The sequence below is a fragment of the Lysinibacillus sp. NPDC058147 genome (assembly GCF_042884205.1).
In the GTDB taxonomy this organism is placed as follows: domain Bacteria; phylum Bacillota; class Bacilli; order Bacillales_A; family Planococcaceae; genus Lysinibacillus.
On the sequence record NZ_JBHVUJ010000001.1, the window covers coordinates 288,203 to 312,817 of the forward strand.

The 24,615-nt window shown below is 36.5% G+C and carries 29 protein-coding genes, 1 tRNA gene and 2 pseudogenes; 19 read left to right on the forward strand and 13 right to left on the reverse strand.

What is annotated here, in order from left to right; genetic code table 11:
• Positions 1-55: 55 nt before the first annotated feature.
• Positions 56-287: pseudogene (locus ACFVT8_RS01375) on the reverse strand (hypothetical protein).
• A 742-nt stretch (positions 288-1,029) separates the two neighbouring features.
• Between ACFVT8_RS01375 and ACFVT8_RS01380 the strand changes: the two are divergent.
• Both ACFVT8_RS01380 and ACFVT8_RS01385 read left to right on the forward strand, forming a co-directional pair.
• Entirely contained in the window at positions 1,030-1,203 is a 174-nt protein-coding gene (locus ACFVT8_RS01380; RefSeq protein ID WP_328009103.1) for a DUF2639 domain-containing protein, read from the forward strand.
• A gap of 61 nt (positions 1,204-1,264) precedes the next feature.
• Positions 1,265-1,963 (forward strand): YqjF family protein, encoded by a 699-nt coding sequence (locus ACFVT8_RS01385; protein ID WP_387082289.1) that lies wholly within the window; start codon positions 1,265-1,267, stop codon positions 1,961-1,963.
• Between the two features lie 2 nt (positions 1,964-1,965).
• Here ACFVT8_RS01385 and ACFVT8_RS01390 read toward each other — a convergent pair whose 3' ends face one another.
• Together ACFVT8_RS01390 and ACFVT8_RS01395 are read right to left on the reverse strand one after the other, a co-directional pair.
• A complete protein-coding gene (locus ACFVT8_RS01390) occupies positions 1,966-2,631 on the reverse strand; it encodes a hypothetical protein (RefSeq protein ID WP_387082288.1) in 666 nt (221 codons plus the stop codon).
• A gap of 281 nt (positions 2,632-2,912) precedes the next feature.
• Positions 2,913-3,539, reverse strand: a pseudogene (locus tag ACFVT8_RS01395) (SDR family oxidoreductase).
• A gap of 248 nt (positions 3,540-3,787) precedes the next feature.
• Between ACFVT8_RS01395 and ACFVT8_RS01400 the strand changes: the two are divergent.
• The 6 genes from ACFVT8_RS01400 to ACFVT8_RS01425 all read left to right on the forward strand — a co-directional run bounded on the left by ACFVT8_RS01400 (position 3,788) and on the right by ACFVT8_RS01425 (position 7,629).
• Positions 3,788-3,861: transfer RNA gene (locus ACFVT8_RS01400), tRNA-Arg, on the forward strand.
• Positions 3,862-4,026: 165 nt separating this feature from the next.
• Positions 4,027-4,389, forward strand: a complete 363-nt coding sequence (locus ACFVT8_RS01405) for a hypothetical protein (protein WP_387082287.1) — start codon at positions 4,027-4,029, stop codon at positions 4,387-4,389.
• 9 nt (positions 4,390-4,398) lie between these two features.
• On the forward strand, positions 4,399-4,710 hold the full coding sequence (locus ACFVT8_RS01410; RefSeq protein ID WP_387082286.1) for a hypothetical protein: 312 nt from the start codon (positions 4,399-4,401) through the stop codon (positions 4,708-4,710).
• Positions 4,682-6,217, forward strand: a complete 1,536-nt coding sequence (locus ACFVT8_RS01415) for an SH3 domain-containing protein (RefSeq protein WP_387082285.1) — start codon at positions 4,682-4,684, stop codon at positions 6,215-6,217. The genes ACFVT8_RS01410 and ACFVT8_RS01415 overlap by 29 nt, the downstream gene beginning before the upstream one ends.
• Before the next feature lie 490 nt (positions 6,218-6,707).
• Positions 6,708-7,268, forward strand: a complete 561-nt coding sequence (locus ACFVT8_RS01420) for a tyrosine-type recombinase/integrase (RefSeq protein WP_387082284.1) — start codon at positions 6,708-6,710, stop codon at positions 7,266-7,268.
• A 16-nt stretch (positions 7,269-7,284) separates the two neighbouring features.
• A complete protein-coding gene (locus ACFVT8_RS01425) occupies positions 7,285-7,629 on the forward strand; it encodes a hypothetical protein (protein WP_387082283.1) in 345 nt (114 codons plus the stop codon).
• A 52-nt stretch (positions 7,630-7,681) separates the two neighbouring features.
• On the opposite strand, the gene ACFVT8_RS01430 is transcribed toward ACFVT8_RS01425, so the two are convergent.
• Together ACFVT8_RS01430 and ACFVT8_RS01435 are read right to left on the reverse strand one after the other, a co-directional pair.
• Positions 7,682-7,843, reverse strand: coding sequence for a hypothetical protein (locus ACFVT8_RS01430; RefSeq protein WP_387082282.1), 162 nt, complete (start codon positions 7,841-7,843; stop codon positions 7,682-7,684).
• A gap of 121 nt (positions 7,844-7,964) precedes the next feature.
• Positions 7,965-8,501 (reverse strand): DUF6241 domain-containing protein, encoded by a 537-nt coding sequence (locus ACFVT8_RS01435; RefSeq protein ID WP_387082281.1) that lies wholly within the window; start codon positions 8,499-8,501, stop codon positions 7,965-7,967.
• Positions 8,502-8,626: 125 nt separating this feature from the next.
• Here ACFVT8_RS01435 and ACFVT8_RS01440 point away from each other — a divergent pair, with 125 nt between their 5' ends.
• The 3 genes from ACFVT8_RS01440 to ACFVT8_RS01450 all read left to right on the forward strand — a co-directional run bounded on the left by ACFVT8_RS01440 (position 8,627) and on the right by ACFVT8_RS01450 (position 10,367).
• A complete protein-coding gene (locus ACFVT8_RS01440) occupies positions 8,627-9,205 on the forward strand; it encodes an alpha/beta fold hydrolase (RefSeq protein ID WP_387082280.1) in 579 nt (192 codons plus the stop codon).
• Between the two features lie 563 nt (positions 9,206-9,768).
• Positions 9,769-9,969 carry a hypothetical protein gene (locus ACFVT8_RS01445; RefSeq protein WP_387082279.1) on the forward strand — a complete coding sequence of 67 codons (201 nt, stop codon included), beginning with the start codon at positions 9,769-9,771 and terminating at the stop codon, positions 9,967-9,969.
• Positions 9,970-10,079: 110 nt separating this feature from the next.
• Positions 10,080-10,367, forward strand: coding sequence for a hypothetical protein (locus ACFVT8_RS01450; RefSeq protein WP_053596691.1), 288 nt, complete (start codon positions 10,080-10,082; stop codon positions 10,365-10,367).
• Between the two features lie 180 nt (positions 10,368-10,547).
• Here ACFVT8_RS01450 and ACFVT8_RS01455 read toward each other — a convergent pair whose 3' ends face one another.
• Genes ACFVT8_RS01455 through fdhF form a run of 3 tightly spaced genes read right to left on the reverse strand, consistent with a single transcriptional unit; the run spans position 10,548 to position 15,025 of the window.
• Complete coding sequence (locus ACFVT8_RS01455) at positions 10,548-11,594, reverse strand: Mrp/NBP35 family ATP-binding protein (protein ID WP_387082278.1); 1,047 nt, start codon at positions 11,592-11,594, stop codon at positions 10,548-10,550.
• A gap of 16 nt (positions 11,595-11,610) precedes the next feature.
• Positions 11,611-12,087, reverse strand: coding sequence for a helical membrane plugin domain-containing protein (locus ACFVT8_RS01460; RefSeq protein WP_387082277.1), 477 nt, complete (start codon positions 12,085-12,087; stop codon positions 11,611-11,613).
• A 4-nt stretch (positions 12,088-12,091) separates the two neighbouring features.
• Positions 12,092-15,025, reverse strand: a complete 2,934-nt coding sequence (fdhF, locus tag ACFVT8_RS01465; RefSeq protein ID WP_387082276.1) for a formate dehydrogenase subunit alpha — start codon at positions 15,023-15,025, stop codon at positions 12,092-12,094.
• 585 nt (positions 15,026-15,610) lie between these two features.
• Here fdhF and ACFVT8_RS01470 point away from each other — a divergent pair.
• The 3 genes from ACFVT8_RS01470 to moaA are packed head-to-tail and all read left to right on the forward strand — an operon-like array spanning position 15,611 to position 17,809.
• Entirely contained in the window at positions 15,611-15,958 is a 348-nt protein-coding gene (locus ACFVT8_RS01470) for a Na-translocating system protein MpsC family protein (RefSeq protein ID WP_049667590.1), read from the forward strand.
• Between the two features lie 12 nt (positions 15,959-15,970).
• Positions 15,971-16,768, forward strand: coding sequence for a formate dehydrogenase accessory sulfurtransferase FdhD (gene fdhD / locus ACFVT8_RS01475; protein WP_387082275.1), 798 nt, complete (start codon positions 15,971-15,973; stop codon positions 16,766-16,768).
• Between the two features lie 24 nt (positions 16,769-16,792).
• A complete protein-coding gene (moaA, locus tag ACFVT8_RS01480) occupies positions 16,793-17,809 on the forward strand; it encodes a GTP 3',8-cyclase MoaA (protein ID WP_387082555.1) in 1,017 nt (338 codons plus the stop codon).
• Between the two features lie 82 nt (positions 17,810-17,891).
• On the opposite strand, the gene moaC is transcribed toward moaA, so the two are convergent.
• From moaC to ACFVT8_RS01495, 3 genes are read right to left on the reverse strand one after another with little or no spacing between them, the layout of a single operon-like run.
• On the reverse strand, positions 17,892-18,374 hold the full coding sequence (gene moaC / locus ACFVT8_RS01485) for a cyclic pyranopterin monophosphate synthase MoaC (protein ID WP_387082274.1): 483 nt from the start codon (positions 18,372-18,374) through the stop codon (positions 17,892-17,894).
• Positions 18,367-18,957: a molybdenum cofactor guanylyltransferase gene (locus ACFVT8_RS01490; protein WP_387082273.1), complete on the reverse strand. Its 591-nt coding sequence runs from the start codon at positions 18,955-18,957 to the stop codon at positions 18,367-18,369. The genes moaC and ACFVT8_RS01490 overlap by 8 nt, the downstream gene beginning before the upstream one ends.
• Positions 18,954-19,448, reverse strand: coding sequence for a MogA/MoaB family molybdenum cofactor biosynthesis protein (locus ACFVT8_RS01495; RefSeq protein ID WP_387082272.1), 495 nt, complete (start codon positions 19,446-19,448; stop codon positions 18,954-18,956). The genes ACFVT8_RS01490 and ACFVT8_RS01495 overlap by 4 nt, the downstream gene beginning before the upstream one ends.
• Before the next feature lie 121 nt (positions 19,449-19,569).
• Between ACFVT8_RS01495 and ACFVT8_RS01500 the strand changes: the two genes are divergently transcribed.
• From ACFVT8_RS01500 to moaD, 5 genes are read left to right on the forward strand one after another with little or no spacing between them, the layout of a single operon-like run.
• On the forward strand, positions 19,570-20,586 hold the full coding sequence (locus ACFVT8_RS01500) for a thiazole biosynthesis adenylyltransferase ThiF (protein WP_387082271.1): 1,017 nt from the start codon (positions 19,570-19,572) through the stop codon (positions 20,584-20,586).
• Between the two features lie 14 nt (positions 20,587-20,600).
• The gene (locus ACFVT8_RS01505) at positions 20,601-21,893 is read left to right on the forward strand and encodes a molybdopterin molybdotransferase MoeA (RefSeq protein WP_387082270.1); all 1,293 of its coding nucleotides are present in this window, start codon (positions 20,601-20,603) and stop codon (positions 21,891-21,893) included.
• Entirely contained in the window at positions 21,854-22,378 is a 525-nt protein-coding gene (gene mobB / locus ACFVT8_RS01510; protein WP_387082269.1) for a molybdopterin-guanine dinucleotide biosynthesis protein B, read from the forward strand. Before ACFVT8_RS01505 ends, mobB begins: the two co-directional genes overlap by 40 nt.
• Positions 22,375-22,854 (forward strand): molybdenum cofactor biosynthesis protein MoaE, encoded by a 480-nt coding sequence (locus tag ACFVT8_RS01515; protein ID WP_387082268.1) that lies wholly within the window; start codon positions 22,375-22,377, stop codon positions 22,852-22,854. The genes mobB and ACFVT8_RS01515 overlap by 4 nt, the downstream gene beginning before the upstream one ends.
• Positions 22,847-23,080, forward strand: coding sequence for a molybdopterin converting factor subunit 1 (gene moaD, locus ACFVT8_RS01520; RefSeq protein WP_387082267.1), 234 nt, complete (start codon positions 22,847-22,849; stop codon positions 23,078-23,080). Before ACFVT8_RS01515 ends, moaD begins: the two co-directional genes overlap by 8 nt.
• A gap of 54 nt (positions 23,081-23,134) precedes the next feature.
• On the opposite strand, the gene modB is transcribed toward moaD, so the two are convergent.
• Together modB and modA are read right to left on the reverse strand one after the other, a co-directional pair.
• Positions 23,135-23,791, reverse strand: a complete 657-nt coding sequence (modB, locus tag ACFVT8_RS01525; RefSeq protein ID WP_387082266.1) for a molybdate ABC transporter permease subunit — start codon at positions 23,789-23,791, stop codon at positions 23,135-23,137.
• Between the two features lie 3 nt (positions 23,792-23,794).
• Positions 23,795-24,580: a molybdate ABC transporter substrate-binding protein gene (gene modA / locus ACFVT8_RS01530; protein ID WP_387082265.1), complete on the reverse strand. Its 786-nt coding sequence runs from the start codon at positions 24,578-24,580 to the stop codon at positions 23,795-23,797.
• Positions 24,581-24,615: the final 35 nt, after the last annotated feature.

The window sequence follows — 24,615 nt, forward strand, 5'->3', positions numbered from 1 at the left end:
TATCCTCCTTTACATCAACCCCCTATTCAACTAAACTGTACCGTTAGTGAAGTAATTAAGGAGTGATAATCTCACCAGAATATTCTCTTAAATGGTCAATGGCTAACGTCACTGCACCTTTCTCCGTCTCAATCAAAGACAATCCTTTTTTATAGGACTCCAATACTCATATCCCAGTCTCCCTGCCACATATATAACTCTGTGGTAAAAAGACCATCCTTACGCTTAATAATTTGAACTTTATATTGATTACTCGGAGACAACATTTCTTTTAGCACTTGTCCCATTAGTTCACCATCTTTACTGGTAATAATGTGTATAGTATAGCATCTCTTGTTCAACTAAACTGCGCCGTTAGTTGAAGAATTTAACATCTATCTTAAATTATACTTTCATATCATTCCTTTAAACACAAATAAAAGCTGAACTAATTTTTGTGTTTTGTTCAGCTTTAAAATAACTTATTATAATGTTACACATTGTATAAAGGATGCTGATACATTAAGTGCATCACTTAAAATCTTGACTTTTAATAAAACATTTGGATGCAGTCTTATTTTTTTCTAAACAGTGTATCCCCAAGTGGGACTCCAATCACAACAACTAAAACCGTTAGAATTAACAGGGCTCTAAAAATAAAAATCGCGACTTGATCGTACATCGTATCTCTCCTTCTTTTCTTAATAATTCCTACCTAATATTCTGTAATTATCCAACTCCTATTGAAGAGTCAAACAGCACAACATCATTTGTGCTTTTAATAATATAGTTTACTTCATTACAACGTATGTATGCAGTACGTCACTTTTTATATTTTATGATCTTCAACAATAGGGCGCGATTGTTTAATAAGCTTCGCTGTTCTACAATTGAATACATATAAAAAGAGGGTAATCAGCCTCTAATATGACTAATTATCCTCTATGCCTATACCCTTATATAAATAAACTCTTCGTTTTTTTTATTTTGAAAAAAAGTCACTACATAAATTCCTGAGCATACGCTATGTTATGAATAGCAGTGAAGGGAATGTGTAAAGTGCATAAGTATTCAAAAGGTTGGTTTGTGAAGCAACTTCGGGATCATGGTATTTTGGTGCATCCACAATATAAAAGTCATCTAGGCAATTATAAAGAATCCGAATTACGCAATTTATATTACCAATATGTTGAAAAAGAAACATTAGATTCAGAACAAAAATAGCCATTTTCGTTTGAATAGCTCCTTTGTAGGAAAGAATTTAACTACAGAAAGGAGTTATTTTATGTGGAGTAAACAGTGGATTTTAACGCAAATATGGCAAGATGTGTTGTTTCTACATTGGCCAGTTTCACCTAAGGATTTAGAGCAGTACATTCCGCAAGAGTTGCAACTGGATCTCTATGAAAATAACGCTTGGCTTAGTGCTGTCCTTTTTAAAGTAAGAGGACAACGACTAAGATTTCTACCACCATTACCAGGAGTAGGTTTTCATTTGCAACTTAATGTCCGGACATATGTAACATATAACGGCATGAAAGGAGTCTATTTCTTTAATTCAGATGTTACGAATCGTTTTATTGTACAACTAGCAACAATGGGCAGTTTATCATATCGTCATTCAAAAATAGCTTTAAAACAAAAAGAGAACAATTTTTCTTTTACAAGTTTATATCACGGTTCACTGGATGAAAGGTTGAAAATTTCTTATCAACCGATTGCCAGTGAAATAAGCAGTTCTACCTTTGATAAATGGTTAGTGGAACGTTATCATTCTTGGTCAAAGTGGAAGAGTTCTCTAGTTCGCATAGATATAGATCATATGCCATGGCAGCTACAACGAGTCCATATAAACATTGAAAGCAACACACTAGCTCCATTTGTGAAGGAATCTATACAAGGCATTCAACCTATTGCTCATTATTCGAAGAGTAAAGAGGCTAAAATTTTTTTACCAATTTTGGAAAACATAAAAAACCATTAACGTTAATAAAAAAGATGACCAAATTGCATTACAATGGCGCTTGCAATCATATCCGACATAGCAAGTGCCTCTGCTTCAATGTCATCAAAAACTTGAATATCCTCTTGATAGTTTTTCTGGATCATAGTCACGGCTTCTTTTTTTGTTAAAGCTAAATGTGTGTAGAACATTTTTTGTACTTCCTCAACACTCAAGTATGGATTAATTTGATTCAAAAATATTGCAATGTCATCAGCATTCCGATACCATTCCTTTTCCTTTGCATCCGCTGTTGCTGTATCTCCTTTGGCAGCTGCAGTTACTAACTGCGCAGCAATAAGAAGATGTTCTTTAATTAGCTCAGCGTAACGATCAGCAATCTGGTCACCGTAAAATGGACGTAGACAATTGCCTAAGTCCGTGGCATTTTGTAACAGTCGTTCTTGCACAAAGGGCAAATCAGGTAAGCCAAAGACAATACTTATAATCGTCATCCTCGTCCAATTGACATGCTCCATCCATAATATTCGATTCATTGCCATAAAATCCGATTCAGCCTTACTGATACAGCGACGATAATCTTTCTGCGGCCGTAAAAAATGGCGAACAGGTGCAGTATAGTTTGTGTAAGAGCCTGTATAGAGCGTGCTTAAGGGACTTGCGAAAAATACATTTGAATACGGGTACAATGTATTTCCACTCCTTCTAATTTTCTTCTTAATGTAGAATACTCTGATGTATTTCCATATATGAAAGAACAATTTATTGAAAGGAGTAAATATGGATATGGCTATTCTTCATACATCATTTTTTTAGTCATCCCACCATCAACTGTTAGATTAATGCCTATGACGAAATTTTTTGTGGGACTAGATTAATTATGCCTTGGCATAATTGTGTCCAGAATCGACTTTGTGCTTGCACAAAGAACTCCTTTCCGATTCCGTGACATCCGCCGGAGGCTTTAACTTCATTCAGCGGGTTTTGGACACCTGCTGAATGAAGTTAAATATAAGCAAGCCTGTGCAGTGTCTTCAGATACGCCTACACGCCCCGATAAATGCTGCTCGTGATCAATTTTACGGAGCTGTTCATAATCACCTGTTTCAATCCAACCAGGCGAAATACAATTAACCGTTATATTATCTGGACTTAAAGAACGCGCTAAAGCATGTGTTAATGCAACGATACCGCATTTTGTTGCTACATAGGCTTCAGTATGGTGCTCAGACATCTAGCACGTGTAGAGGCCATAGAAACGATTGAGCCATCATGGACATTAGCTCGCATAAATTTTGCAGCCTCCCTTGAACACAAAAAGACACTCGATCAATTATGCCTCGGCATAATTGCGTCGGAATCGGCTTTGTGCTTGCACAAGAGATTTATGTTGAAATTTCCCCGCATTATTTATTAAAATATGGATAGTATCAAAATGCTCTACTGCTTTTGGCATTAAAGAATCTATTTCCTGTTCTTTCTTAACATCTGTTTGAGCAAAAAGAACAGAATATCCTTGCACAAGTAAATCTTTTTCTAATTGCAGCCCTAATACTTTATTTACATCAGCAATAACAACATTGGCCATTTCGTGCATACGCAAGTACAATACCTTTGCTAATCCCTTGCGCACTGCCAGTTACTCTGATAGCTTCCGCCAGTTTTTTGCATTTCATTATTTTAGCAAAAATAGAGATGAGGAGGGCATAATGGGGTACAGGAAATCATATAATATTAATATTGAGGCAAACCTTGCCTTCATAGTTAAATTAATGTTGACATTATGATATAAAGCACATATAATAAATATTGTCCTTATATGGACTACATAAAAAATAACATCATGTCTCAGTAGCTCAGCAGGATAGAGCAACGGCCTTCTAAGCCGTCGGTCGGGGGTTCGAATCCCTCCTGGGACGTCTATAAAGCAGTCACAAACCATTGATACAATTGGATTTGTGAGAAACTAGGGATTCGGTCGGGGCTTCGGTCACTGATGCAGAATCCCTTTTTTATTACCCTGAAAATTACGTGAATATAGTACTGAAATCAACTTCCAATTCAATTTTATGGAAGATTTTTTTATGACCAAAAAGTCGGGATTATTTGATGTAGACTTCACATTGACAACTAAGGAGCTTACCTCTTCTATCAAAGAAGAAAAGATTGTCACAGCTCGCTACAAGTCTTTTCCAGAAGCACTAGGAACTATAGTTAATCAAATGGAGGTGAGCGGTTATCGTCCTCGAACTATCAAAGATTACAATACAATTCTGATGAATTTCTCAAAAAGTACAGGGGTTACCTATTTGGAAGAAATCACAGTAGACACGCTTGATAGTATGCAGGTAGTGAATCAAACAAAGCTTACACGTCTAAAGGTTTTGAAATCATTCTTAGGTAAGTTTCATCAATGGTTGGCTGAGCTTGAACCATTATACATCTAGTAGTGTATTTTGGTTGCTAAAATTAGAAAGGGTTGTTTTAACGAGCCTGTAAGAGTTGATAGATTTGGCTTGGGCTTGTTTCCATGGACTTTAGGAAGCTTACCTATTTCACAAAAAGGTAAAAATCCAACAATCGATATTACAATATATGTTATAGTTACCATTTATCAATCTATACTGTTGAATGAAAGAAACATTGACTATTACCCCTATCTCAAATATTGGGTTTATGATAACATATATCTGAATCTTTTAACTTTAAATAATATGAAAGGAAGTGTAATATTCAGATATGAAAAAGATATTGAAACCATTGATTAGTGTTATTGCCATTGGTGCCCTCTCTCTATCTATAAATATAGATAAAAATGTATTAGCTAATAATATTGCAAATACATGTGATTATAATTCGGCATCGAAAGTAAACCCTGATTTTTCCACAATGAACTGTTTGTTAACCGAAACAGCACTGAATTATGATGTTCCTCCTGAAATTGTGAAGGCAATAGCGGAAGGTGAAAGTGGAAATTGGCGTCATTTCGATATGAATGGTGAAGCGATTGTGACAGCTGATAAGGGAATTGGCATTATGCAAATTACAAATAAAGCAGGCTACAATCAAGATAGACTAAAAAGCGATATTGTCTATAATATTCAAGCTGGTGTAGAGACTCTAGATAATATGTTTAAGCGGAAGGATTTACCTAGCATCAACGGTGGTGAAAGAGATGTACTGGAACATTGGTACTTCGCTATCATGGCTTATAACGGTACTAAGCCAGTAAATAGTCCAATTGTCCAAGCAACTGATGTAAGAAATACAAATGCCTATCAAGAAAGAATTCTCCAAATTATTGAGAAATTGGAATTAATAGACTTAACAGAGCTGCCTTTTTCACGCGAAGATTTTCAATATGACTCTAACAGCAGGGAAAATATTAAATTTTCTGAGATGAACTATGATTTTGATTTACCATTAAATAAATCAAAGTATTTTTTTGAAACAAATCAAAAAGTTAGTGCAACAACAACTAATGTAAAATTTAGAACAAGACCTTCTATTGATAGTCCTTCTATGGGTACTTTACGTGAAGGCGAAATTGTTACCATTACGGGTCCTTTTGAATATGAAGAAGTATCAACGAAGAAAAACCATTTTGTTTGGTATCCTGTGAAAAGAAGTGACGGGACAAAGGGGTATGTAGCATCAAGTTATTTAAACTACTCAGCTTCAACACCAACGCCAACACCAACGCCAACACCAACACCTCCAGTAACACTGCCCACAACGGGCAACGTTGATGTATCAAAGTTTGCTGATTACAATGCAAACCAATACTGGGCTGAGGATTTTAAGTGGGCAGTCAACATCGGTATCATCAGTGGATACCCAAACGTGAAAAACCCATCAACAGGTAAGTACGAAAACTTACTTAAACCGTACACTAACTTAACGGAAAACCAAATGTTATCTATCCTATTTCGTTACTCCAAACCATCAGAACTAGCTTCAACGATAGCTAAAACTTCATGGTATGGAGACGTAAACTACCAACTGGCTACAAAATACTCTCTACCAGTCCTAGGTGCAAACACAGCATCCAAACAAGCCATTGCAGGGAAGGATATCACACGGGGTAACTTCGCTCGTATCTTAGCTACAATGCATTATGGTAAGACTGTATCTCAGTCAGAAGCTATTAAATTCCTTCGTGATAATGGTTTAACAACTACTAAAACAAATGAAGAGTTTAAACCAAATAATTCTCTAGCAAGAGCGCACGCAGTGGCATTCTTCCACCGTTACGAACAAAAATTCAATAACTAAATTGCTACTTACAAGTGAAAAGGTGACTATAAAAGTCATCTTTTCTTTTTTATGTTTAATAAATCCTTTCTTGACACTCCTCGAACCTTTCATAACTAAATTCATTGACACAGATTACTTGATGGGAGCTACAAAGTCTTGTGTTAAGCTACTGGAGTGATTGAGAAAGCATAACAAAAGGACTTGTGTGTAATTTTACGCACAAGCCCTTTTATATTAATTTGTGATGGCATTGGCCGAGCAACAGTATATAAAATTTTGAATGAATCACATTAGATTAAAAGCCAATTTAAGCTGCATAATCTTAAATTGGCTCTTAATTATTTTTTAAAAACTTTGGGAAAACTCAATAGTACCAACGGTTTGTCGGGTGTAGGTATTACTAAAGGTATTCGAACCTAACGTAAATCCCCCCAATAAATCGTTACAATCAACTTCCAATATTATTACTGGAGGTTTTTTGTTTTGACAAAGAAAAAAGGAATATTCGATGTTACTATCGGATGGCTATCGTGAACGTACATTAAAAGATTACAAAATAATTTTTAATCAATTCGTTGAAGCAGCTGGAATTAAATACGTTGAAGAAATCAATGTGAATACAATTTACAAATGGTTAGAAAGCATAAACGTAACAGATTCTACAAAATTAACTCGATTAAAATGTCTGAAGGCAGTATTGGGTAAATGCCACAATAATGGTTGGTTGCCAATTAAGTTTTGGTTAAACATTCAAATCAAAGTCGATAAAAAAGTGAAGAAAGGTGCAACTTCAACCGAATTGGACATTTTGCTTTCACTCTTGGATAATACAACATTTATTGGTTTACGAGATTCAGTGGTGATACAGACAATGTATAAAACAGGCGTCCGTATAAAAACATTGGGACTAATCGAAAGCAAACACATTGATTTTGCTGATAAATCATTGATTCTCCCAGGGAGAATTATGAAAAATCATAATTTATTAAAACTGCCATTAGATGAACAGCTGTTAAGGATGTACAAAATATTAATCATGCAAAATAATTTAATTTTGTTCGCATTATGAAGTAGAAAATGATTTTTTGTTCATAACAAAGAAAGGTGAGAGTATAAATGGTAAATCAACCGAAGGTGTAATTGTAGAAGCTGATGAATTTTTAATGGGGAATATTATTGGTGAAGAAAATTACATAAATGAAAATATGATTGCTTCAGAAATGATGGAATTAATTAAAACGAACATAACTGAACGTGAACAAAGCGAACTCAAATATGTGTTATACCCTAAAGAATATAATTCAACTCATTTGAGCAAAGAATTAAAAATCAGTCGACCAGCTGCACATCAAAGAATAACAAAACTGAAAACGAAGCTACAACGGCTATTGATTGAAAACAATTTTACATATGATTTATCCGCAAAATGAAAAACGTCATCTACGGTTAAGTAAATGACGTTACTGATTTCGTGATTTATTTTTAGTTATATCTAACAGGTCCTTTATGAGTGCACCGCATTGTATGAGACAGGTCGTGTCCTTGTTTTATTAATTCAATAGCTAAAGACTTCTTATAAATGTTTTTCATCCCATAAGCTTTTGCATTTAAAGCAAAGTATTGATGCAATTCTTCTTCTGTCATATATATAAACCTCCACCGATAATTTTTTTGTATGTTAGTAATTTGGTGGATTTTAGTAATTATTATTATGATAACAAACCTAAAAGGGCGTACAAATAAAAAATGGTGCCATTACTGGGCGCTATTTATCATATAAGTCATATGCTAAATTGTTTTCAATATAAGTTTGCTCTTCAGCTGGAGTCAACAAACGAATTGCTTTCCCTGAATTTCTTGACTCGTCACCTCCTTGAAGTTCCCATATCGAATTATGATCTTCTACCGAGTGTGAAAAATCATCTTTCGACCATCTTTCCAATATTGAAATGTAAAGTTCTTTATATTTATAATCGTTCATTTTGACAACAGCTAACAATCGGTCAACTTTAGCCTGTGTTATTTGCGTTTGACCCCATTTTACTTTAGCTTCAACCTTTTGATGAGACATGCTATGAATGGTTTCGTTCACTTTGTGTTCCATTAAATTGTCAGGATATAACAATTCTTCTTTTGTAACTATTTTATCTTCAAGCGGTGCTCCAGCAACTTCAACACTTGCTTTTTCTTTTTGGGGACCAGGTTTCTCCATTTGTTCGGTGAATTTGATGTAACCAAAAATGCTACCAAAAATGACCAATACTGCAATGATAACGATTGCCGATTTTGTTTTTCTCTGCATATTATTAAACCTCACTTATAATTTGTATGTAATTATGCAATTTGGTTTATTTTATGTAATTAGTTTAATAATAACAGATTATTAAAATAGGGTTCAAAGGATAAATATTTAACGTCCGCAATTCTATGTATGGATGGTCTCCTTGGAGCCATGGTGCCCTTGAATTTGATGAAAGATATCGTTTACCCACACAGCAACGGCTTACTTTCGTGCTAGTGCATGGTGCTTGGGCTGATGCTCATTTCTGGGATGGAGTAGTGGCAGAATTGCGCAGTCGAGGGCATGACGTCTATACACCTGAATACGCGGGTCACGGCGAAGATTCGAATAAAAATGTCACTCATGCGATGATCACGAAGTCCGTCGTTGATTTTATAACGAAATGGAATCTATGTAACTTTGTTCTCGTCGGGCATAGTTTTGGAGGATCAGTCATTCAAAAGGTTGCAGAACAGGTTCCGGATCGCATAAAACGACTTGTTTTCTGGGACGCGTTCGTACTGAAAGACGGAGAATCAGTTGCTGACGAATTTTCTTCCCGAATGATACAAGGTTTTGAACAGCTCAGAGCCAGCTCTAAGGACGATACGATTTTTATGCCGTTTTCCCTTTTTCGAGATTCATTCGTTAATACGGCCACTTTAGAAGAAGCTAAACGGATGTATAAAAGCGTTACTCCGGAACCGGCTAAGCCTCTTTTCTAGAAACTGGATCTAAAAAAGTTCTACTCGCCACCTACACCCAAAAGCTATGTCTATTTCTACCAAGACAACGCTTTGCCACGAGGAGAGAATTACGGCTGGCATCCGAATATGTCTAGACGGCTCGGGCAGTTTCGCTTGATTGTAGGCGATGGTGACCACTTTACGGACACGCGTACAAGACCGGCTATGGTTGCACAGAAGTTTTACGAGGCAGGTCGTGACTGATTACTATAAGAGGAATTAAATTGGCTTCAATAAATCATAAAAAGACCACTTCGTGAGGATCTAAAAGAACCAAGTTAGAATCAACTGAAAAGTGCTTTAAATCCTTTGGCATCAAGGATTTAAGGCACCTTTTTTCATGTAGTTCATTCTGAATGTGGTCAGATCAACTGCTTTGAAAAATGTATTTTGTTGCACTTGGCCTCTATTGAATTATTCACATGCAATTAATGATGTTCTCACTAAACTCATTCTCCCTCCGTAAAGATTCTTTAATAAATTCGAATAATTTATATAAAAAACGGAAAGGAATATGTGTAAAAATGTTGGAGTTGATCGTTATGGAATTTGATAAAGAGAAAGAAGTTTACTGCTACAGCTGTCGTAAAAAAACTGTATTTACACGTAAAGATATGCATAATAAAAGTGGGGTAGATAGTCACTGTAGTGAATGTTCAGGTATTTGGTTTGAATGGCAAAATCGAGCAGTAGAGAGAGAAATGGAAAAGTGGATTGAATATAATAAAGGGCTCGCAAATTAGGATAGTCAATGATACAAGTCTGAATATCTCAAAAACGAGTGAAGCGCAAACTTACAAAAAGAGTTATAATATAATAGGAAGAAACTCAATAAAGAGAGATGGATTTTAAAATGGATGAACAATTAGTAGATTGGATAACTCGTTTTCAAAAAGAGAAAGATATAGAGGCTCTCGCAAACTTAAAAGACTACTGCTACTATATGATTGAACCTTTAATTGAGGAATTTACGGAGAAATACGGTGAAGATGCTGGGGAATTATTACGGTTAAAATGGGATAAGCGTTTTTATTTTATTTTTACAAAGTATCAATTAAATGTTGGGCTGCCTTTAGATACTTTCGTTAAAAATACGTACCGTTTTTATTTTATGCAGGTTTTAAAAAAGGCTGGTTATTGAATTACATACAGGGAAGTGTTTCAAATTTGAACATTGTTCCATTAAAAAATCCTTGTCTCGTGTAAAAGTGAGACAAGGATTTTTGTGTTTTATCATGCTCTTAGGCGAGGGATTATCGGCCCGCAAAAGCATAATTGGTGAGTTGGGTATGAAGAAACCCCCACTGATGAAAGTTTTGCTTTATTGATACATCATATCTTCTGCAAGGTGGGTAAATACCTCACCGATAATGGAGTCTTCATCATAAACGGAAGAACCTGTATTTTCCTCAGGTTGCGCAAATGGAATTTGAGCGATGATACTTGTCTGAAGTTCATCTGCTAATTTTTCGGCGCCACCTTGACCGAATAAATAGTTCTTTTCACCATTTGAGTTTTCAAAGTAAGCCATGTTTTCAATAACACCAAGGATCGTGTGGTTCGTATGTTGAGCCATCAGACCTGCACGAGAAGCAACATGAGAAGCTGCAAGATGTGGTGTTGTTACAATAATTTCTTGTGCTTGTGGGATCATTGCCGCCATATCAATGGCTACATCTCCTGTACCAGGTGGTAAATCTATAAGGAGATAATCTAATTCATCCCAATGTGTATTAACAAGGAAATTACGAATCCATTTGTTGAGCATTGGGCCACGCCACATGACAGGTTGGTTTTCGTTTGTGAAAAAACCCATCGACATGATTTTTACACCATGACTTATTACTGGAATAGCTGTTTGGTCAAGCATTGTTGGCTTTTGTTGAATCTTCATCATGGCAGGAATACTGAATCCATATATGTCGGCGTCTAAAATACCTACACGTTTTCCGAGACGGGCAAGAGCTACTGCTAAGTTAATCGTCACGGTAGATTTACCGACGCCACCTTTACCACTAGTAACTGCTATAAATTTGACACCAGAATCGGGTAGAAGCATTTTAGGCATACCTTTATCCGTAACTTTTTCTGATTTTAAAGAAGCTGTTAAACTACGACGTTCTTCATCTGTCATAGAACCAAATGTAATGGATACTTTTGATGCACCGATCGCTTTCAATGCTTCTTCAACATCTTGTTGGATTTTAGCTTTTAAAGGACATCCTTGAATAGTCAATATAATATCAAGTGAGATATCCGTACCGTTGACTTGAATATTGCGTACCATATTCAAGTCAACGATGCTTTTATGAAGTTCTGGATCATCGATTTTCTGCAAAGTTTTTAAAATGTGTTCGTTCGTTAGCATATTAGAAACCACCTTCCTATTTTAGGCCTTTGCCAAGCCCTTTTAAGAAGTGAACGCCAAAGTTTACAGCACGATTAACATCAGGATCGTTTAACATTTTGAATAACTTAAAGGCACTAACTTTTTCATCAGATTCAACAGCTTTGTTCGCTTCATCTAAGCCGGTATTTAAGCCCTCAATAAGCTTTGTTGTTGTTTCAGGATTCAATTCGGTTAATGCTCCCGCAACTCCCATTAAGTTGTTGATGATATTCGTCACAGGCTTACGCGTTAATTGACCAAGTGCAATATGTGCAACATCCTCTTTTGCTTCAAGTAGTTTCGTAGCTGCTTCTAGCGCTCCAATATCATTTAATTCTGCCATGATTGTAAAGACTTGATTCACCATTTCTTCATTCTCAGAAAGAAGTTGCTTTAAATTCTCTAACTTTTCTTCCTTTAGTTGTTCTTCTGTTACTTGCGCTTTTTGAATTGTCGTAATTGGTGCAGCCATGAAATCACTCCCTTTCGCTAGTTGTTAAGTGAACGTAACCAGGACGATTCCATTTACGTTGTACCTCAACACCATTTTGTGGATGACGTTTTTTATAACGCGGGTTTGTTCTAGGAAGTGGCGATTTTCCTTTTTGTTTTAATACTTCTACGCGTACTTTTGTTTGTTTGTACGCCGGTGTCGATGTATTGATGTCGCCAGCCGGACCCGTTAAGAAATTAATCGCTGAATCTTTGCTAACAGAGTTCATTGGTAAGAATAGTTCATTTCCTTGTACGCGATCTGTTACTAGGGCATTTAATTTTAATGCGCCTTGAGGAGACACTAAACGTAGAAGAGCTCCATCTTCAATGCCGCGTTCTTTTGCTAGTTCTGGTGATACTTCAACAAAAATTTCAGGTACTTTCGATTGAATACCTTTTGATTTATTTGTCATATTACCTTCATGGAAGTGTTCAAGCATACGACCGTTGTTAATATGGCAATCATATTGCGCTTCATATTCAACCGGTCTGATCCAATCATTTAAAGCAAAACGAGCTTTTTTGTCAGGGAAGTTAAAGCCATCCTCATATAGTAAAGGTGTGTCTTTACCATCATGGCTACCCCAACAGAAGCTACCCCAATTTTCTAATACATCATAGTTCGCTTGCGAGAAGAATGGAGCAAGACTAGCCATTTCAGCAAAGATTTCACTAGGGTGATTGTAATTCCAGTCAGCACCTAGACGACGTGCTACTAATTGAAGGATTTCCCAATCGGCTTTTGATTCACCAAGTGTTGGTAATACTTGATATAGTCGTTGCACACGACGCTCTGTATTCGTGAAAGTACCTTCTTTTTCAAGAGAAGGTGCTGCTGGTAAAATAACATCCGCATATTGTGCTGTACGTGAAAGGAAGCAATCTTGTACAACAAAGAAGTCTAAATGTGAAAGTACTTTATCTACATGGTTAGCATCGCAATCTACAAGAGCCATATCTTCTCCCACTAAATACATAGCTTTCATTTTACCTTCCATGATAGCATCTAACATTGCCATATTCGTACGGCCTGGTTCAGGTTTGATTTTCACACCATATGCTTCTTCAAATTTCTTACGTGCTTCGTCGTCTATTACTTTTTGATTACCTGGTAATAGATTTGGTAATGTACCCATATCACAAGCACCTTGAACATTGTTGTGTCCACGAAGAGGGTAGGCACCTGCACCTGGACGACGATAGTTACCAGTAGCTAGAAGTAGGTTAGAAATTGCAGCTGATGTATATGAGCCACCTGTATTTTGAGTAACACCCATACCCCAAAGTACACATGTACCGTCAGCATCACGAATCATTTCAGCAACATTTATCAACGTTTCTTTTGAAATGCCCGTTTCTTTTTCTGCATATTCTAGTGTGTATGTTTCAAGTACATCTTTAAAATCATCAAAGAAGTGTACGTTCTCTTTAATGAAGGCTTCATCATGCCAACCTTGATCGATCATATATTTTGTAACGGCCATTAACCATACTTGGTCTGTTCCTTGTTTTGGGCGCATGAAAATATCAGAACGCTCAGCCATTTCATGTTTACGAACGTCGGCAACAATTAATTTTTGACCGTGTAACTTATGAGCACGTTTTACACGAGTAGCTAAAACAGGGTGACCTTCTGCAGGGTTTGCCCCAACAATAATAACAAGGCCAGCTTTTGCGATATCTTTGATCGTTCCAGCGTCGCCACCTATACCAACTGTGCGTAGTAGGCCATCTGTAGCTGGAGATTGACAATAGCGTGAGCAGTTATCGACATCGTTTGTTTCGAATAATTGACGTGCCATTTTTTGAATCAAGTAGTTTTCTTCGTTTGTAATTTTTGAAGAAGAAATAAAGCCGACAGAACCAGATCCATATTCTTTTTGAATACCACCTAGTTTAGTAGCAATTAAGTCAAGAGCTTCATCCCATGAAGATTCAACAAAGGCATCATTTTTACGAATTAATGGTTTTGTAATTCGTTCTTCAGAGTTGATGAAGTCCCAACCGAATTTTCCTTTTACACAAGTAGAAATAGCATTTACAGGACCGTCTGAAGGTTGCACTTTTAAAATTTTGCGACCTTTTGTCCAAACTTCAAACGAACAACCTACACCACAGAAAGTACAAACTGTTTTTGTTTTTTTAGTACGTTTACTACGCATAGCAGCTTCGACTTCGGAAACAGCAAAGATACCGCTATACCCAGGTTCAACTTCCTTAATTAAGTTAATCATCGGATCTAATGTATCTTGTTTAAGTCCAGTCATAAAACCAGCTTCGCCAAGCATTGATTTTTCCATTAAGGCATTACATGGACACACAGTTACACATTGCCCACAGCCGACACATGAAGAATCGTTAATGGCAACGCCTTCATCCCAAATTACTTTAGGTCTTTCAGCTTCCCAGTCAAGAGATAATGTTTCATTAACTTGTAAGTTTTGACAAACCTCTACACATTGTCCGCATGCGATACATTGGTTTGGATCATATCGATAAAACGGATGCGACATGTCTACTTCATGTGGTTCAACTTTTGGTTTATACGGATATTTTTGATGTTCAATTTCCATTAATTCTGCTGTGTTGTGTAATGTACAATTTCCGTTGTTATTATCACAAACTGTACAGTACAGTAAATGATTTTCTAGTAAACGATCCATCGCTTCTGTTTGTGCAGCTTTCGCTTTATCAGAAGTAAGTTGGATATCCATGCCGTTTACTGCTTTTGTTGAACAAGAGCGAACTAATTGTCCATTCACTTCAACGATACATGTATCACAAGTTTCGATAGGATCAACAGATGGTACATGACAAATTTGTGGATGGGCGATGCCATGTTGATTAATGGTATCAAGTATTGTAGCTCCCTCTGCTACATCATACGGTTGGCCATTAATTTTAATTGTAGTCAAGGTATTTTCCTCCCTTTGCTCTTTGAGACTAATTTGACAACAGGTTAAAACTTAGAATAAATCGAGAATAGAATTACGAGTTTTTTTATTTTGATTTGTCTTGTTATAATGTCTTTTCCCAATTTATCAAATTTCTACACTGACATAGTTGTATGAGTTGCCAATGTTAATATTGCTCAAAAATAAAAAAATCCACCATGAAAAGACATGTATTAACATGCTATTTATTCATGGTGGATAAAATTCTTAACAGGCCTTGCTAAAAATTCAATCAACTTTTATTTTTTATTCAATATAACTATAGAATTTAAATATTAAAACCACTATGTCTATAGTTCAAACTTAGTTGTAGGAAACCATGACATAGGAATCAAAATACTTTTATTCCATATGTAATACAAATTATTATAGCCTTTTCAGTCAAAATGGACAATAATTATAATAAAATTTATTAACTGATAATAATTATCATTGGATATTTTCTCTTTAATTTTTATTTAAGTTGCTATATTATTAACAAACTGTAAGGGTGACCCCCATGATCATAGAATAAAAAAGATTAAATACGTTGGGAGAATCGTTAAAATGTCAAAAAAAGTGCATGAGTTCAACGACATTATTCGAAAACTACGCAAAGATATATTTGGAAAAGGTCCAGAGCGTATTCATACTGTTTTCGTAGAGAACATGGCTGTCTCAACTTTATATGGTAATATCACACCGACAGAAAAATTTATTGCGAGTACGCCTGAAGGGTTAAAAATGGTTCATGCTGCACGTACAAGAATGATTCAAGATTTGTATACTAAATCACCTCCAGAAGGCATGGAAGAATTGATGGGCACAAAGTTACTCCATTTATTTTCAGATATCAAAATTGAAGAAGATTTTGCTATTTCTGTCTTTGTTTTTGAAGATAATATTAGTGAATAAAGGGGATGCCATATGGAACGCTCAGTAACTAGAGAAATAATACGTGTTGAAGGTAATCAAATCAAAGAAATAGAAGATACCGTTGTCACAGAATATGCGGTCACAGTGAAGATTAATGAGCAAGAATTCGTGACGATGGTTTGCACACCAGAGTATGTAGAGGATATGGTTATTGGATATTTGGCCTCTGAACGAATTATTCGCGATTACGAAGATATTGAAGCCATTTGGCACCAAGAAAAAGAAGGCTTTGTCCACGTTAAAACAAAGCGTGTGAATCCTTACTTTCAACAAATTCAAAATAAACGTTACATTACTTCTTGTTGTGGCATGAGCCGCCAAGGGTTTGTTTTTGCTAACGATGCATTAGTAGCTAAAAAAATGGAAGGCATTCATGTCCGTATTACAACAGATGATTGTTTTCGTTTAATGCGCGATATGCAAGATTCGGCCGAAACATTCAAACAAACTGGTGGTGTTCATAATGCAGCGCTCTGTGATGCGAATGGTGTTTTATTGAGTAGAATGGATATTGGGCGCCATAATGCCTTAGATAAAATTTATGGTTATTGCCTAAAAAATAAAATTAGCATTCAGGACAAAATTATCGTATTTAGCGGAAGGATTTCATCTGAAATTTTACTTAAAGTATCGAAAATTGGCTGTGAAATTGTTCTGTCCAAATCAGCTCCAACAGAATTAGCACTGCAATTGGCAGAGCAACTCGGTATTACGACGGTAGGTTTTATTCGCCAAAATACACTTAATATTTATACACACAAAGAACGTATTCACTTACCTAGAAATTGATCAAAATGAAAGGAAGAGATTAAAATTACTAATCTACAAGACCAACTACACAGACCATTAAGAGATTTAAGGATATCCGTGACAGACCGTTGTAATTTTCGTTGTCAATATTGCATGCCTGCAGAAGTATTTGGTCCAGATTATGCTTTTTTACCGTCCGATAAAATATTGAGTTTTGAAGAAATTGAACGATTAGTAAAGATTTTCGTTTCATTAGGTGTGAAAAAAGTACGCATTACTGGTGGTGAGCCTTTACTACGCCGTGATCTGCCCAAATTAATTGAACGTATACATCGCATAGTTGGAGTAGAAGATATTGCTTTAACAACCAATGGCACATTGTTGAAAAAATATGCCGATGAATTGGCGAGAGCAGGTTTATCACGAGTAGCTGTTAGTCTAGATTCCCTAAATGAAGATCGTTTTTTCGAGATGAATGGCCATCGAGGGAAAGTGAAAACGGTATTAGAAGGTATAGAAAAAGCGGCAGAAGCGGGTTTACACGTGAAGATCAATATGGTCATTCAAAAAGGAAAAAATGAGCAAGATATCATTTCGATGGCAGAATATTTTAAAGAGAAACAGCATATTCTTCGCTTTATTGAATATATGGATGTCGGTAATTCGAATGGTTGGCGGTTGGATGAGGTTGTGTCGAAGAAAGAAATTATTGACCAGGTCAACCAAGTTTTCCCTTTGTATCGTGTTGACCCTAATTATAAAGGGGAAGTGGCTACTCGATATCAATATGAGGATGCTCAAGGTGAAATTGGCGTAATATCATCTGTAACAGATTCTTTCTGCTCCACTTGTTCGCGTGCCCGTATTTCGGCAGAAGGAACATTATATACGTGTTTATTTGCAACAGAGGGAACGAATCTACGAGATTTGTTAAGGATTGGGGAAGATGATGAAACGATCACCCAATGCATTTCGAATGTTTGGGAAAATAGAAAAGATCGCTATTCCGATGAACGAAATGAGCAAACAATGGAAAAGAGGAAAAACTCAAAAATTGAAATGTCACATATCGGTGGGTAGACGAAATAGAGTGGTATTAGTTAGTGCTGGTGACTTATGTTAATAAACAGAAAAAAATCGGCAAATGCCGGATTTTTTCTGTTTATTTATGCACAAAGTCGCCACTTTTTCCACCCGTTTTTTGAACGAGGTATGTTTCTTTAATTACCATAGATTTGTCGACGGCTTTACACATATCATAAAAAGTTAGTGCAGCAATGGATACAGCAGTTAGTGCTTCCATTTCGACACCTGTTTTACCATTACATTTCACTGTAGCTTGAATGTGTAGTTCGTAACCATCCTCTGCTTTTGTATATTCAAATTGAAGATCTGTTCCTTGTAACATAATCGGATGGCACATAGGGATAATATCAGCAGTTTTTTTAGCACCCATTATCCCTGCAATTTGTGCTACTTGCGTAGGGTCGCCTTTTTTAATGCCTCCCTGTTGGATGGCTTGATAGACTTCATCGGATAACGTGATTGTACTACGAGCGACGGCTGTACGGTTTGTGATGGTTTTATCTGAAATGTCGACCATTTTGGGACGACCTTCTTCATTCCAGTGTGTAAAATTACTCATTATTAAACTTCCTTTCAAATGTTTGTAGCCAATCTTGTTGAGAATTGATATTGATAAATGTGGAGCAGTCTTCTTCAAATGGGACATAACATACTTGAAGCTGCTCTAACAAGACTTTCATACTTCGTTTGTTTTGTTGGACTAATTGCAGTGCTTTTGGTAAAGCACTGCGTCGATATAAAGCAGCAAGTGGTTGTAATCTTGAAGCTTGTTTAGGAACAATGGCATCATAACGATCATCGATAAATGTGAGCATAGTTTGGACAAATTCTGCATTAATAAAAGGCATATCACTCGCTATGACGAAAAACCACTCTACTTCTGGAAAATTTGTCATTATATTATGCAAGGCAAACAAAGGTCCTTGATGAGGCTGTTTTTCAATGATCCAGTGGACATTTTCATCTACAAACTTTGATTGCAAGCTAGCATTCGTAGCAATAATTAAAGGCTGTAGTTGATTTTTTTGTAAGGCTATGAGACTGTGCTTATATAAAGGCAGACCAGCAAATAATTCAAACATTTTCGGTTGACCATACCGTGAAGATTGACCGCCAGCTAAGACAACACCAGCCATTTTCATATGCGATTCAACTCACCTACAAAATGTTGCACAGTAGGAAGAATCAGCTTTGTCATGGCAAGTGTCACGGCGTTAGTGGAACCTGGTAGTACATAGATAGCTGTTTTATCGCGACTACCTGCTGTTGCACGACTAAACATGGCTTTTGGGCCGATTTCTTCATAGCTTAGTGTTCGAAATAATTCACCAAATCCCATCATTTCTTTTTCAAAAAGAGGAAGAATCGTGTCGTAAGTTTGGTCTCTCGGTGTAAATCCTGTTCCTCCCGTTACGATAATGGTATTAATGGTACGATCATCGCACCATTTTTGTACATGGTTTGAGATTTCAAGCGGTTCATCTTTTGACATTTGGTAGTCTACTAATTCAAATGAAGCTTCTTGAAGTAATGATTGAATACGCTGACCACCACGATCATCCGCCTTTGTGCGTGTGTCACTCACTGTTAATATGGCAGCTCGTATAGGAAGTTCACTATGTGTGGGATGCAAGGTAAAAGACCTCCTTTTATAGAGTTGATTTTTTGTTTTTGCTGAAAAACATTGCTTTTATTATAAAGCTATATATTAAAAGGTCAAACTAAAATTCATAGAAAGAAAGGCAAAAACGTTTATGCATAATAGATATTCTAGACAACAATTATTCAGCCCAATCGGAGAAAACGGGCAGCTACTACTAAAACAAAAGCATGTCCTAATGATAGGAGTTGGTGCTTTAGGTAGTGCTAGCGCAGAGGCTCTTGTAAGGGCAGGCGTCGGAAAGTTGACGATTATTGATCGTGATTATGTAGAGTGGAGTAATTTACAAAGACAACAATTATATACCGAACAAGATGCACAAGAAAAAGTCCCTAAAGTAATCGCTGCAAAAAAAAGACTACAAAGCATTAACGCAGAGGTAGAAATTAACGAATATATTCTTGATGCGTGTACAGAGCAAATAACCCCACTGCTTGCAGATGTAGATATTATGGTGGATGCAACGGACAACTTTGATATTCGCTTTATGATGAACGACCTTGCACAAAAATATCAAATCCCTTGGGTCTATGGTTCTTGTGTTGGTAGTTATGGCGCTACGTATACAATTGTGCCAGGTAAAACACCTTGTTTACATTGTTTGTTATCAGCAGTGCCCAATACAGGGATGACGTGCGATACAGTAGGAATTATAAGTCCAACTGTTCAAATCGTCGCAGCTTATCAAGTAGCTGAAGTATTAAAGTTTTTAGTAGGTGATGAAGAAGCATTACGCAAAAGTTATTTAACTTTTGATGTTTGGCAAAATCAACACTATGAAATAAACGTAGAAAAAATTCGTATTCATGATTGTCCATCCTGTGGCAAAAATCCTACCTATCCGTATTTATCATATGAAAATCAAACAAAGTTAAATGTATTATGTGGTCGTGATGCTATTCAAATACGTCCACCAAAACCGATTTACTATAAGTTTGATCAGCTCGCTGAACAACTTAATCCCTATGGTGATATTCAACAAAATCCCTATTTACTGTCTTGCCAAGCGGAAGATTATCGACTAGTGATTTTCCAAGATGGACGAGTTGTCATTCACGGTGTACAAGATATACAAAAAGCTAAAACCATTTATTATCGTTTATTCGGATAAAGGAGTGTTCTAGAATGTTAGAAAAAAGAAAACCAATTGCTGTTGGGGAAGCTGTTCAACGTGTCATGGAGTTTGCATTCCAAGAAAAAATAGAGGTCGTTTCACTACAACAAGCACATGGACGTTTTTTAGCAGAAGATGTTGCTGCTGACCAAGATGTACCGGCTTTTGATCGTTCACCTTATGATGGTTATGCTATTCGCTCAGTAGATAGTCAAGAGGCATGTTCAGACAATCCAGTAACCTTTAAAGTAGTGGGGGAAATTGGAGCGGGCTATGTATTTGAGGAAGAAGTCGGTAATCGAGAAGCAGTGCGCATTATGACAGGAGCTCCTATCCCGAACGGATGTGATGCAGTCATTATGCTTGAATTAACGCACACATTTGAAGAAGACAATCAACCGTATATGTCGATTAAACGTTCTTATGAAACAGGAACAAATATTTCCTATAAGGGAGAGGATGTTCAAAAAGGCGCAATTCTTATTGAAAAAGGACAATACATCAATCCAGGCGTGGTCGCATTACTTGCTACTTTTGGTTATGATCAAGTACCTGTTTTTCGAAAACCAATCGTAGGCGTTATTGCAACAGGAAGTGAATTACTAGAACCAAGTGATGCTTTGCAGCCAGGAAAAATTCGTAATAGTAATGCATATATGATAATGGCTCAAATTGAACGTGCTGGGGCAACCGTTAAATATTTTGGTAAGTTTAGCGATGATCTAAATTTATGTATTCAAGCTGTTGAAAAAGCGCTTCAGGAAGTAGACATTTTGATTACAACAGGAGGAGTATCAGTAGGTGATTACGATTACTTACCTGCCATTTATGAAGCCATTGACGCACAAGTACTTTTTAATAAAGTGGCAATGCGACCAGGTAGTGTAACAACTGTTGCGGCTCGAAATGGTCAATTATTATTTGGACTTTCAGGTAATCCATCAGCTTGCTATGTTGGTTTTGAATTATTTACACGACCTATTATAAGAACGGCATTTGGTAATAAGAAACCACATCTACGTAGAGAGCAGGCTGTTTTAAATGCGGACTTTAAAAAACCGAATCCGTTTACCCGTTTTGTGCGTGCAAATGCTTCTTACGAAAACGGTCAATTAGTTGCAGCTCCCTCTGGTTTTGATAAATCTAGTGCGGTTTCTTCCTTAGCAGAAGCCAATTCTTTTATCGTATTACCAGGTGGGTCACGCGGATATGAAAAAGGAATGCAAGTAGTTGTCTTATTGTTAGAAGATTTGCAAGGAAGTGAGTGGCCATGGGGCAACATCGAAAAATCTTACAAATCGTAGGCTATCAAAATAGTGGGAAGACAACGTTAATGGAACAACTCATTACACAAGCCACTACAGAAGGTTTTCGTGTAGGAACAATCAAGCATCATGGACATGGTGGTATCCCTATGATAGAAAGTTCAAAAGATAGTGTTCGTCATGAGAAGGCTGGCGCAAGTGTTACAGCAGTTGAAGGAGAAGGTACTTTGCGCATGAGTATTCACCAAAGTAACTGGCAGCTTGCTGATATACTAACTATATATGAAACATTTAATATGGATATTATTTTTATTGAAGGCTATAAAAATGAAGACTATCCAAAGGTTGTTCTTTTGCGACAGGCGGAAGATGAATCTTTGCTACAAAAAGTAAGTAATATCGTCTGTGTTCTTTATTGGCCGACATATCCACTAAATAAACCGTTAGATTACCCAACTTTTTCGATTCAAGAAAAAGCACAATACATGGAATTTTTAATGCAGGAAATGAGGAGTAAATCATGACTACATCGTTGTTTGAAATCATTGATAAACCAATTGATGTTGAAGAAGTTAGACGAAAAGTAACAGATCGAAATGCTGGTGCAATCACTGTATTCATTGGAACAGTACGCGAAATGACAAAAGGCAAGAAAACATTACATTTGGAATATCAAGCTTATCCATCTATGGCTATTAAAATGTTTGAACAAATAACTAAAGAAATACAAGAGCGATGGCCAGAAGCGAAAGTAGCTATTACACATCGTGTTGGTCATTTAGAAATTTCGGATATTGCAGTAGTCATTGCGGTTTCATCGCCACATCGTAAAATAGCCTATGAAGCTAATGAATATGCGATTGACCGTATTAAACAAATTGTCCCTATTTGGAAAAAAGAGTATTGGGAAGATGGGACCGAATGGATTGGTGATCAATTAGAAAATGTCCCTTACCCAAAAGGAAATCCATCAATGAGTGAGGAGGAATCTTGTGATTAACATACTACTATTTGCTCACTTACAAGAAATAATCGGTGAGTCAAAATTATGTGTAGACCTGTCAGACCGTACAGTTGGACAAATTAAAGAATGGGTGGAAATGCAATATCCACAAGTTAATTTACAACATGTCATGACAGCAGTAAATGAGGAATTTGCAACAGATACAACGGTTGTAAAAAACGGGGATACAATCGCCTTTATTCCACCCATTAGTGGAGGGTGAAAAGAAAAGATGTAGTTGGTACAGTTTAGGTTTGTACCGACTACATCTTTTCTTTTATGCCTTCATGAAATGAACGCTCAGAAGCATAAGGAAGGAAATACCTATCATACAAATCACCCATGACCAAGCGAGTGACATGTTACCCGAACCAATTGCCATGTAAATAGCAAGTGGCGTAGTTTGCGTTTTGCCTGGAAGATTTCCAGCAAACATTAAGGTTGCACCAAATTCACCTAAAGCTCGTGTGAAACTTAAAATCCCACCTGAGACAATTGATTTTAATGCAAGAGGGATAGAAATAAAGAAAAAGACTTGCCATTCGTTAGCACCATCAACACGTGCAGCATTCTCAATGTCCACATCAACAGATTCAAAGCCAGTTTTTGCTGATTGATACATTAAAGGAAATGCAACAACAGTAGAGGCAATGACCGCTGCCCACCAAGTGAACATAACGGGTTGGTTAAAAAGCCATGTAATCAAGTTACCTAGCACACTGTTTTTGCCAAAAATAATAATTAGAAGAAATCCTACTACAGTAGGAGGTAATACTAATGGTAAAAGTAACACTGTTTCTAGCAATAATTTTCCTTTGAAATTACGTTTTGCCATCCATTTACCGAATAGAATACCTGTTACTATCACAATTATTCCTGACACAAGCGCTATTTCAATAGAAAGCTTAAGAGGTGACCAGAAATCCGTACTCATCTATTAATGAGTTCCTTGAAAACCGTATTTTTTAAATACTTTCATCGCTTGATCACTTTGTAAATAGTTATAAAAATCTTCCGCCTCTTTTGCATGCTTACTATCTTTGATCACACCTACAGGATAAATAATAGGTGTATGTGTATCTTCTTTGGCTGTAGCAACGACATCGACTTTTTCTGACACAAGGGCATCTGTTTTATAAACCAATCCTGCATCAACATTTTCAGTTTCTGTATAAGTAAGAACTTGTCGTACGTCTTTTGTATACACTACTTTTGACTCTGCATTTTCCCAAAGGTTCATGTTTTTTAATGTTTCTATACCGTACTTGCCAGCAGGAACCGTTTCAGGTGTACCAACGGCAATCTTATCAGCTTTCGTTAAGTCTTCAAATGATTGAATATGTTTTTCATTTTTCTTAGGAACGATTAACACTAATTCGTTCGCTAAAAGGTTCGTTCCTTGCTTTTTATCGATTAAATCTTTTTGAACTAGCTCATCAAACTTATCTTGTGCTGCTGAAAAGAAAAGATCAACAGGAGCACCTTCTAAAATTTGTTGCTGTAAAGCACCAGAGCCACCAAAGTTAAATGTGATTTTAATATTATCGTGTTCATTTTCATAGGCTTTTTGAAGCTCTTCTAATGAATCTTGCAAACTAGCTGCTGCGGAAATCGTTAATTCAACTGGTTTGTTTGCTTTGTTGTTGCTTTCTTGGCTACCACAACCTGCTAAAATACCGATCAGTAGTACCAATGAAGCTATTAAACTATAATACTTTTTCACTTTGATTATACTCCTTTTATAACTCGTTATAACAA